Source organism: Mucilaginibacter polytrichastri (assembly GCF_001911425.1).
GTDB lineage: Bacteria > Bacteroidota > Bacteroidia > Sphingobacteriales > Sphingobacteriaceae > Mucilaginibacter > Mucilaginibacter polytrichastri.
On sequence record NZ_MPPL01000001.1, the window covers coordinates 5290460 to 5300839 of the forward strand.

The 10380-nt window shown below is 43.2% G+C and carries 7 protein-coding genes and 1 tRNA gene; 3 read left to right on the forward strand and 5 right to left on the reverse strand.

Going from position 1 to position 10380, the window contains the following annotated elements:
• Positions 1-133: 133 nt before the first annotated feature.
• Together RG47T_RS22900 and RG47T_RS22910 are read right to left on the reverse strand one after the other, a co-directional pair.
• Positions 134-1386, reverse strand: a protein-coding gene (locus RG47T_RS22900; RefSeq protein ID WP_139302423.1) for an IS3 family transposase whose coding sequence is annotated in 2 segments (ribosomal slippage) — positions 134-1032 and positions 1032-1386 — 1254 coding nt in all. Because the reading frame shifts where the segments join, the coding sequence is not laid out codon by codon here.
• 92 nt (positions 1387-1478) lie between these two features.
• Positions 1479-1555 (reverse strand) — tRNA-Met (locus tag RG47T_RS22910).
• A 78-nt stretch (positions 1556-1633) separates the two neighbouring features.
• On the opposite strand from RG47T_RS22910, the gene era reads away from it, so the two are divergent.
• Both era and der read left to right on the forward strand, forming a co-directional pair.
• A complete protein-coding gene (era, locus tag RG47T_RS22915) occupies positions 1634-2512 on the forward strand; it encodes a GTPase Era (RefSeq protein WP_074492118.1) in 879 nt (292 codons plus the stop codon).
• A gap of 185 nt (positions 2513-2697) precedes the next feature.
• Positions 2698-3999: a ribosome biogenesis GTPase Der gene (gene der / locus RG47T_RS22920; RefSeq protein ID WP_074492121.1), complete on the forward strand. Its 1302-nt coding sequence runs from the start codon at positions 2698-2700 to the stop codon at positions 3997-3999.
• A 149-nt stretch (positions 4000-4148) separates the two neighbouring features.
• Here der and RG47T_RS22925 read toward each other — a convergent pair whose 3' ends face one another.
• The 3 genes from RG47T_RS22925 to RG47T_RS22935 all read right to left on the reverse strand — a co-directional run bounded on the left by RG47T_RS22925 (position 4149) and on the right by RG47T_RS22935 (position 8613).
• Positions 4149-5318: a hypothetical protein gene (locus tag RG47T_RS22925; protein ID WP_074492123.1), complete on the reverse strand. Its 1170-nt coding sequence runs from the start codon at positions 5316-5318 to the stop codon at positions 4149-4151.
• Complete coding sequence (locus tag RG47T_RS22930; protein ID WP_074492125.1) at positions 5315-6295, reverse strand: DUF2157 domain-containing protein; 981 nt, start codon at positions 6293-6295, stop codon at positions 5315-5317. Before RG47T_RS22930 ends, RG47T_RS22925 begins: the two co-directional genes overlap by 4 nt.
• Before the next feature lie 206 nt (positions 6296-6501).
• Positions 6502-8613, reverse strand: a complete 2112-nt coding sequence (locus RG47T_RS22935; RefSeq protein WP_074492127.1) for a prolyl oligopeptidase family serine peptidase — start codon at positions 8611-8613, stop codon at positions 6502-6504.
• Positions 8614-10035: 1422 nt separating this feature from the next.
• On the opposite strand from RG47T_RS22935, the gene RG47T_RS26510 reads away from it, so the two are divergent.
• Positions 10036-10380: hypothetical protein (locus RG47T_RS26510; RefSeq protein WP_216351096.1), on the forward strand; the 345-nt coding region annotated here is incomplete at its 3' end.

Here is a 10380-nt window from a genome sequence, read left to right on the forward strand (position 1 = left end):
GGATTATGAAGAAACGGTACATGTACCTCGAAGGGCTTTTGTGTACCTTGCGCTGTACCTCGGTCAGGTACTAACTGAGTAGTCCTGAAATAGGTTGACTATTTTTTGATTGCACAAACATTGATAAAAAAGCTCAAACATCCACTAAAGATGTTTGAGCTTTTTTGTTGTATGTCCTTAGTTTGATGGCTTGCTGGTTGTGCATTTGCTTTGGTGTAAGCATACTGCAGCTTAGGTGTGGTCTTTGATTATTATAAGTAACTATACTTTGGTCGGTTTGCAATGAGGCGTCTATAAGATCCTCCATTTGATCTGACAGGCCGAACTCATCTTTCAGAATACCATTTACTCGTTCGGCAATAGCATTTTCATAAGGGTCACCATTTTCTGTCATAGATATTCTTATTCCATTTCGAATAAGACAAGATGTATAAAGCTTACTGCAATACTGTAAACCGCGGTCTGAATGATGTATCAACACATTACTTTTATATTGCCGGTTCTCAATAGCCATTTGTAAGGCTTTAAGTGTTGAAGCTGCTTCCATGTTGTTGCAGAGTTCATATCCCATAATGCGTTTGGAATAGGCATCTGTAATTAAATGAAGATACAGATTGCCATCCTTTGCATCCAGGTAGGTAATATCGGCTACCCAAAGCTGTTCAGGACGAACAATGAGCATCTCTTTGATCAGATTAGGATATTTGCGCAACCAGTGTTTTGAGTTAGTCGTTAAAGTATACCTTTTCCGTTTTAAAACAAGCAACCCTTCGTCCCGAAGCAGGTCAAATAGATAATCCCTGCCTATCAAGACATTATTTTCTTTTAGCAAATAGTGAAGTTTGCGTGTGCCTAATCGCGGCATACTTCTGCGTAATTGCAAGACCGATGCTCTGGCCTGTTTGCGTAAAATAATCTTCTCTTGTCGTTGCTTAATCTGTTTATAGTAAGCCTGTTTACTCAGGCCAAACAATACGCAAAACATACTTACTTTTCTTGGATACATTTTGGCAAGCTCACTGATTGTTTGGCGCCGTCTTTTTTTAAGATGTTTATGCCATCTTCCTTTTCAGCAATCTCAATCAATTTCTCGTAAGCCACTAATTTAAGCTTGGCTTCTTCCAGTTGCTTCTCCAGGTCTTTGATACGTTGTTTTTGTGGATCTTTCATCGGCCGGCCTAATGCACCTTTTTCAGGATGGTGCAATTTACCATACTTACGGCACCATTGCAATATCACTGAATTGCCGCCTAAACCATATTTGGCTTGTAACTGATCTTTGTTCAAAAACCCTCGTTCATATTCCTGAACAACTTTCTTTTTGAACGATAAACTGTAGCGCCCGCCCGGGCTTACATGTTTTGATTTAATTCTTTGACTTTCCATTTGTTGACTATATTTTAGTCAACTTTTTTCAGGACGAGACAAACTAAACAAAAAAGCCTCTCAGATTGCTCTAAAAGGCTTTTTATTTCATTTGGGTAGCGGGAGCAGGACTCGAACCTACGACCTTCGGGTTATGAGCCCGACGAGCTACCAACTGCTCCATCCCGCACTACGTTGCTTTTTTTATTGGACTGCAAAGATATAATTCGTTTCTTTGTAGTCCAAATAAAAAATTAAATATTTTTAAATGAGTCATAAGGCAGGTTTTGTAAGCATTATTGGTAAACCCAACGCAGGTAAGTCAACTTTGATGAACGCGCTGGTGGGAGAAAAAATGTCCATCATTACCCCCAAGGCGCAAACTACCAGGCACCGTATTCTGGGTATTGTTAATACAGACGAATATCAGATTGTGTTTTCTGATACCCCCGGTGTTATTAAACCGGCATACATGCTGCAAGAAAGCATGATGCACCAGGTAGAAGGCAGCATTGTAGATGCCGACCTTATTTTGCTGGTTACCGATATTAACGAAAAATACGACGAAAGCGATGTAATGATCAAGCTGCAAAAATCGGAAGCGCCGGTTGCTGTACTGATTAATAAGATTGACCAGAGCGACGAGGAAGCCGTTAAGCAGAAAATAGCCTACTGGCAAGAAAAATTAAATCCGAAAGTAATTTTCGCCATCTCGGCCCTGCATCAGCATAACGTTAAGGCTATTATGGATTTCATTATCGAAAACCTGCCCGAGCACCCGGCTTATTACGAAAAAGATTTCTTGACAGATCGTAACGATCGCTTTTTTGCGTCGGAGATGATCCGTGAGCAGGTGTTTAAACAGTACAAAAAAGAGATCCCATATAGTACCGAAGTTATTATCACCAAGTTTGAAGAGGGCGATAAGCTATACCGCATCAGCGCAGAAATTATTGTAGAACGCGATTCGCAAAAAAATATCCTGATCGGCAAAAACGGCGAGATGCTTAAAATTGTGGGTACTTATGCACGCCGTAGCATGGAAGAGTTTTTTCAAAAGAAAATATTTCTGGAAACGTTTGTTAAAGTAATTGCCGATTGGCGCAGCAAAAAGAACTACCTGAAGCAGTTTGGGTACGAAGATTAAGAGAGAAGCAAGATACAAGAGCCAGGAAACAAGATGCTTGGCGACTGATGTAAATTGCATAATAAGAAAGTAAGAATTACTTAACTTACAGGTAGTAAGTTTAATATAAATAGGAACACAAGGGTTACCACAAGCAAGTCCATTTTTACTTGTTCACTGGCTCTTGGTTCTTTAATCCCCAAAAAATGAGCAATATAGTAGCTATTGTAGGGCGCCCAAACGTGGGCAAGTCAACCCTATACAACCGCCTGACCGAAACCCGTAAAGCCATTGTTGACGACGTAAGCGGTGTAACCCGCGACCGCCATTATGGTGTGGCCGAGTGGATTGGCCGTAACTTTACCGTTATTGATACCGGTGGTTATGTGGCCAACAGCGAAGATGTTTTTGAAGCCGCCATTCGCGAGCAGGTAACCATTGCCATTGAAGAGGCATCTGCAATTTTATATGTAGTTGATGTTACCACCGGTATTACCGACCTTGACGATGAGATTGCCAATATACTGCGTAAAGGTAAAAAGCCGGTATTTGTAGTGGTAAACAAGGTAGATAACACATCATTAAATGCCGATGCTACCATCTTTTACAGCTTAGGCCTGGGCGAAATCTACAGTATCTCATCAATGACAGGTTCTGGCACTGGTGAACTGTTAGATGCAGTTGTTAAAACTTTTGATGATGATGTGGTAGAAGAAAATACCCTCCCTAAATATGCCATTGTTGGTCGACCGAATGTGGGTAAATCATCTATCATTAACGCGCTGATTGGTAAAGATCGTAACATCGTTACCCCAATTGCCGGTACCACCCGCGATAGTATCCATATTCACTTTAACCAGTACGGTCACGATTTTATGCTGATTGATACGGCCGGTTTACGTAAAAAAACCAAGGTGAAAGAGAATATCGAGTTTTACTCGGTAATGCGTACCATTAAAGCGCTGGAAGAAGCAGACGTAATTATCCTGATGATCGATGCACAGGAAGGTATCGAATCGCAGGATATCAACATTTTCCACCTGGCCGAGAAGAACAAGAAAGGCATCATGGTGGTGGTTAATAAATGGGATTTGATCGAAAAGAATAACAAAACCGTTAAAGTTTTCGAAGAAACCATCCGCGAAAAAATTGCCCCGTTTGTTGATGTGCCTATCGTATTTACATCAGTAACCGAGAAGCAGCGTGTATTGAAAGTGCTGGATGTAGCTAAAGATGTTTTTGAAAACCGCGCCAAAAAAGTGGCTACCTCAAAACTAAACGATATTATGCTGCCAATTATCGAGAACTATCCACCACCGGCATTGAAAGGCAAGTTTGTAAAAATTAAATACGTTACCCAAATCAATGGTACATCGCCAATGTTTGCATTTTTCTGTAACCTGCCGCAATATATTAAAGAACCTTACCGCCGCTTTATAGAAAACAAGCTGCGCGAAAACTTCGATTTTACAGGCGTGCCAATCCAGATCTTCTTCAGGCAGAAATAGGTTTTAGAAGACAATCAGGAATCGAGCGTCAAGAATCAAGATATTGAACGGCCATGGAGTTTAGCTACTTTATGGCCGTTTTTGTTTGGGTGTCCGTCCGTTTTCCTGGCCTTATGTATTGAGGGACAAGCGGACACCCTATATTGTCTCTAAAAATTACTGCTTGACCCACCCCCGCCAAAACTTCCCCCGCCAAATCTGCTGCCTGTGTCTGGTGGTGCTACCGGGGTAGTAATGGTTTGTGCTACAATTAGCCCCTCTACATTTAACTTATCCAGCACATGTGCTGTATTGCTTTCGGCATAAGTGATGCCGTGCTTGGGCGTTTTAAGGTATTTGATGATGCCATAAGTAAGGGCGAGAATAACAGAACCACCGATAGTTAAAGCGGCTTCGGCAGATAAAATGTGATGATAATATCTAAAAGTAAATACAGCTGCTGCTACAAGTAGCAGGCCTAAGCGCAGCAGGATAGTATCTTTTTTAACCAGGCCACGGCCAATGTAGGCAAAGGGCAGCAGGATAGTAAAAATCCAGAAGATAAAGCCGAAAGGTATTGGAGCAGTATCGGGCAAATGATTAAGTTCGCTGCCCAGTTTTTGTACCACATAATAGTTAACCGACGCGTAGGCTATTACCAGGCCCACAAGCTGTGCAGTAATAAGGCATTTGGTGTAATATTTTGCTATTAACTTTCGGCTCAATTGCAAGGCAATAATGTAAACAGCTACCGATGCAATCAGCAGCGCAAAAGGCAATGTAAGCATGCCGAAAGAGCCCAGACCCCTCCATGCGAAAAATATAAAGCTTAGCAATGATGCACAGGTTACGGCGCTCATCAATACATCTGCAAACCTAATACTGAGGTAAAGGCTAAGCGCAAATACAAACAAACTGCAAAGGGTATAATGCTGGTGCTGATAATCATTTACAGCCCATACAAAGCCCCCGATAACATAAGCTGCCGACATCCACAGCAAAACCTCATCTACCCCCGAGTGGAAATAATTTTTCTGTTTTACCATGGTTTCTAACATCGCGTAGCAGCCAATTCCTAAAAATATGGGCAATAAAAAAAGAGCTTCATTCTTAAAAATATCGGCAAGTACCAAACTGGTTAACCCGGTAGAAAATATTACGATAATAAAAGTGAGTATACCAAATCCCGCGCGTGCCAGCAGGCTGTGCATATTAAAACCAACAGGGTATTGGTTTTTAATGGCTTTTTTTTCTTCGGGGGTTATGCAACCGGTATGTAGGTTGTCGGTTTGTTGGTGTATCAGCAAATTATCCAGCCAAAATTTATCGTAAATAATCATGCCTGTAGTTTTTTATTGAGTTTGATGAGATAATTAATCAGCAACACTGCCGAGCCTATAGCGTATATTGAGATTGGATAAAACCACAGCGCATTGGGCATTAATGTAAGTACCCTTATTACCAAACTGCTTAGCCCAATATAGCTATACAGGCTTGCCAGTAGTATAAAGTAAATTTGCTTGTTGCGGTAAGCATCCCAAAAAATAAGCGCAGCTACCGCAAAAAAAACCAGTAACCATAATAAAGAAAATTGGCTCTCATAATTAAAAAAATAACCTGCCAGCAAGGCTGTTAAGCTTGCATATACCCCATAATGCTGATAGCTGAACTTAAAATGCTTTTTAAAAATAAACCACTGTGTTAACCAGGCCGCCAACAGCAGCAACAAGCCAAAGCCCAGGTAAGTAAAAATAATGGTTTCGCTGTTAAAGGTATGGGCAAACAGCAATTGTTTTGGCGTAACAGATACACCCATCCACAAGCCCAGGTTAACAATAGCCATGTTTAAAATGCCTACATGGTCAAAATAATAAGCAATGTAAAACAGCAATAGCATGGGTACAAAGGTGGCCATGCCGTAATTGCCGCCAAAAACGTTGTATTGGTATTGCAAATAGCCTATAAACGTAACCAGGGTAAGGGTACCCAGTAACAGGATATAATCAAAAAAAGCATTCTCGGTTTGTACTCTTGCCCTGTTAAAAGGTTTTTTATGCCTCAAACAATACGCAAAGCAACCGGTACTAATTAAGGCAATAAAAGCCAGGATAGCCTGGTGGCCAATGGTGTCAATATTCTTATAAACAAAAATACCCAGGCCCGATGTTAGCAATAAAATACCAACATAAAGCAGCGTCTTTACCTCCCAGTGAATGGAAAATAAAGAATTAGCATTCTGTTCTTTATTTTTTTCGAACGATTCATCGCTGATTAAGCCATCAGCATGCAAGGTTTCGAAGGTTGAGTTATCAGGCATCGGTACATAAATATAATAATAAGCGCTGGAAAAGGTAATCAGGAATCGTGACCTGGAATTTAGTTTCGAAAGTAGAGTTATGAGTTAGTGAAACTAAAACTCAACATTCAAAACTCACAAGTAGACTGTCCGTCCGTTTGGGGAGGGCCCTTTTGCATGGACACCCTCCCGGACACCATTTTCGCTCTTGATTCCCGACTCCCACATCACCACGCAATCCCCATATTCTCAAACATAAAGGCCCATTTATCGGCCTGCTGATTAATTACCTGGGCGGTGCTTTGGCCTGCGCCGTGGCCTGCATTGGTTTCGATGCGGATAAGTACCGGGGCCGGGCCTTGCTGTACTTCCTGCAACCGCGCTGCAAACTTAAACGAGTGGGCAGGTACTACGCGGTCATCATGATCTGCCGTGGTAACCATGGTAGCCGGGTAACTGGCCGGTTTCAAGGCATGGTATGGCGAGTAATGGTACAGGTAGTTAAACATCTGCTCGCTGTCTTCGGCGGTACCATAATCATATGCCCAGCCTGCGCCTGCGGTAAATTTGTTGTAACGTAGCATATCCATAACGCCTACAGCCGGGAAAGCCACCTTGCACAGGTCGGGGCGCTGTGCCATGGTGGCGCCAATTAACAGCCCCCCGTTCGAGCCGCCCGAAATAGCCAGATAATCGTGCGAGGTATATTTATGCTGAATCAGATATTCGGCCGCGGCAATAAAATCGTCAAACACGTTTTGCTTTTTAAGTTTGGTACCTGCCCGGTGCCAGGTTTCGCCATACTCGCCCCCGCCACGTATGTTGGGCACGGCATAAATGCCACCATGCTCCAGCAGCACAATGTTACTGGTGCTAAAAGCAGGTGTAAGGCTTACCCCGAAACCACCGTAAGCATACAGCATAGTTGGGTTATGGCCATTCAATACCATGCCCTTTTTGTAAGTAATAATCATCGGGATGCTGGTGCCATCCTTCGATTTATAGAAAACCTGTTTGCTCTCATACAATGCAGGGTCAAACTGTACATTAGGTTTTTTGTAAATGGTTGATTTACCTGTGCCTATATCATATTTAAATATCGTGCTTGGATAAACATAGCTGGTAAAAGTATAATACAATTCCTTCTCATCCTTTTTAGCGCCGAAGCCTGCTGCGGTACCCACGCCAGGCAGTGCTACCGTGTGCTCCAGCTTACCATCCATATTGTACTGCAATACCAGCGATGTAGCATCTTTTAGGTATTCGGCAAACAGTTTTTGCCCGCCGGTACTTACCGTTAAAGCATTTTTGGTTTGGGCAATCAGGTCTTTCCAATGGGTTACACCCGGGCTGGCGGCATCTACCGTAACCACACGGTGGTTAGGCGCATATAGGTTGGTGTAGATGTACAGCTTGCTGCCTACGTTATCTATAATGCTGTGGTCGTTATCAAAGTTGTTTACAATGTTTACAATGCTGCTGCCCGGCTGGGTCAAATCTTGCATGTACAATTCATTGCCTGTGGTGCTGTTGGCGGCAGTAATTACCAGGTAACGCTCATCTTCTGTTAAATAAGCGCCAATATAGCGGCGTGGGGTTTGCTCGCCGCCGAAGATTAGCTTATCGCTGCTTTGGGGCGTGCCCAGCTTATGGTAAAACAATTTGTGGTACTGTGTCAGCCCGCTCAGCTGGCTGCCCTCTGCGGGCTTGTCGTAGCTGCTGTAGTAAAAGCCATCGTCGCCTTTCCAGGCTATTCCGCTAAATTTTACATCGCGCAGGGTATCGCCTACAATGCTTTTGTCTGATGCTTTCAGGATAATTACTTTGCGCCAGTCGCTGCCACCTTCAGAGATCTGGTAAGCAGCCAGGCTGCCATCCTTGGTAAAGTCGAGGCCCTGTAACGATGTGGTGCCGTCTTTCGAAAACCCGTTAGGGTCTAAAAAAGTTTCCGGTTCCTGGCCTTCTTTCTGGCGGTAAATTACGCTCTGACTTTGCAAACCGCTGTTTTTGCTGAAATAGGTCCATTCGCCCTGCTTTTGCGGAGCGCCAAATTTTTCATAGTTCCACAACACTTCCAAGCGCTTACGGATGGCATCGCGAAAAGGGATCTGATCCAGGTAAGCATGCGTAACCTTGTTTTCGGCCTGCACCCAGGCTTTGGTATCCTTGGCGCGGTCGTCTTCCAGCCATCGGTATGGGTCGGGCACGGCGGTACCGAAATAAGTATCAACGGTTTCTACCTTTTTGGTAGCCGGGTAAGGTAGCGTTTTCATAGTATTTTGGGCAATGGCCGATGTACCCAACAGGGCAACCAGCGGTAAACACATCAATGGTTTCATTAATATGAGGGTTATGTGAAAGGCTAATATAAGAGGTTTAGCATCAAGAGTCAAGTTGCGAGTTTTAACCCACTTGTCATTCAGAGCGCTAGCGAAGAATCTTCTGCTACTAGCCCTGTCCGTCCGTTCGCAGGTGCGACATTGCCTGACAAAAAGCGGACAGTCTCTATACATTTACTCACCACCCGTCATGCCGAACTTGTTTCGGCATCCCACAGGACAGGTAGCCGGCTTTGCATACTGTATACTTAGCACCCGTCATGCCGAACTTGTTTCGGTATCCCACAGGACAGGTAGCCGGCTTTGCATACTGTATACTTAGCAAGTGGGGTGCCGAAACAAGTTCGGCATGACGGGTGGATAAAAGCCGCAATAAGCTACGTGCAGCCGCCTTAAATGGTCCCAGCAGGGTCTCTCGGAGAGGACCCTGCGCCTTAGGGCAGGTTGTAGAAAATCAATTACGCTAAACAAGCTAGAAGTAGAACGCTGGGTACTAGACCCTGCGGGAACGGGAATTTTAATGGATAAAAGTGGAACGTTCCACATGTGCCACCTGTTCCACTTTACAGACTTAAAAGCAATTATTATACCATGTGGTATATTTATAACGATCTAATTATAAATTATTTAAATAGATTTATTGCCAATTTTTGAATTGATGCCATGTTCCACTTTTACAAACATAAAAGTCATTTTTTGTGACAAAAACTTGTCAGCGAACATGATGAATTGCTATTCAGATCTTTCCCGTGTTAGGAGTATAAGTAATTGCATTGGCTGGTCCGCGGAAATCTTTGTCGGGGGGCATGCCTTTTGAGGGTGGCTTTATAAAACCATGCCCTACGCCCATTTGTCATTCCTGGCATGGAGGTATCTTCTTCACCCTGCCCAACCATAAGGTATCTCTTTATTTGAAAACGAAAGTTCCTTCGCCCTGCCGCAACCGGCAGTCCCGCTTTACGCTCTACTGCGTGCCGCTGCAATCGGGTTTAGGGGGTGTCCGTTTACAGATAGGACACCGCCGGACAAAAGTAAGCTCTAGGAACTTCGGATTCTCTCCGCCCGTCATGCCGAACTTGTTTCGGCATCCCACGTGCTAAGTGTACTACATGTAAAGCCGGCGATGGCCCTGTGAGATGCTGAAACGAGCTTGATGTGGTGGGAGTGCTTAAATGGACACGAGCGACACGCTCGCGCCAGCACAGGGGGAGCTCATTAATCCTGACGAAATAAATACAAATTAATAATCTTCCGGCCTAAAGAGTGGTGCCCTTAATGCTCATAATCCCACAAGCGAGACGCTTGCGGTAGCGGCGGGGGGATTACTTAAATGGATATGAGAGACACGCTCGCGGCAGCAAAGGGGGTATTGATATATAAATATTTAATAACTACATTTCGGAAACCTAATCTTAACTATAATTGGCAAATTCATATTTTGTATTTTCTGATACAATACTAAAAATAGACCGCTTTCATTTGTGTTCATGGGAGTTTGGAAATGAAACGGCATTGATAGAATTTGGATGCGAAATATTAACTGACACAATCAGGGCATTGAATACTATTACTTTACAATTGTACGTCCCATGGTTAAATACTAAACTCACCCCAACAGATTTATATGATAGGCTAAAAAAATCCAGCAATAGTAAATTTATTTTTAATGATTCTGTGAAAAGTACAGAGTCATTTGATGGAGGAGATAATAATAAGGGGGTTGTTCATACTTTCTCAGAACGCGATAAATTAGCCATTCTACCAATT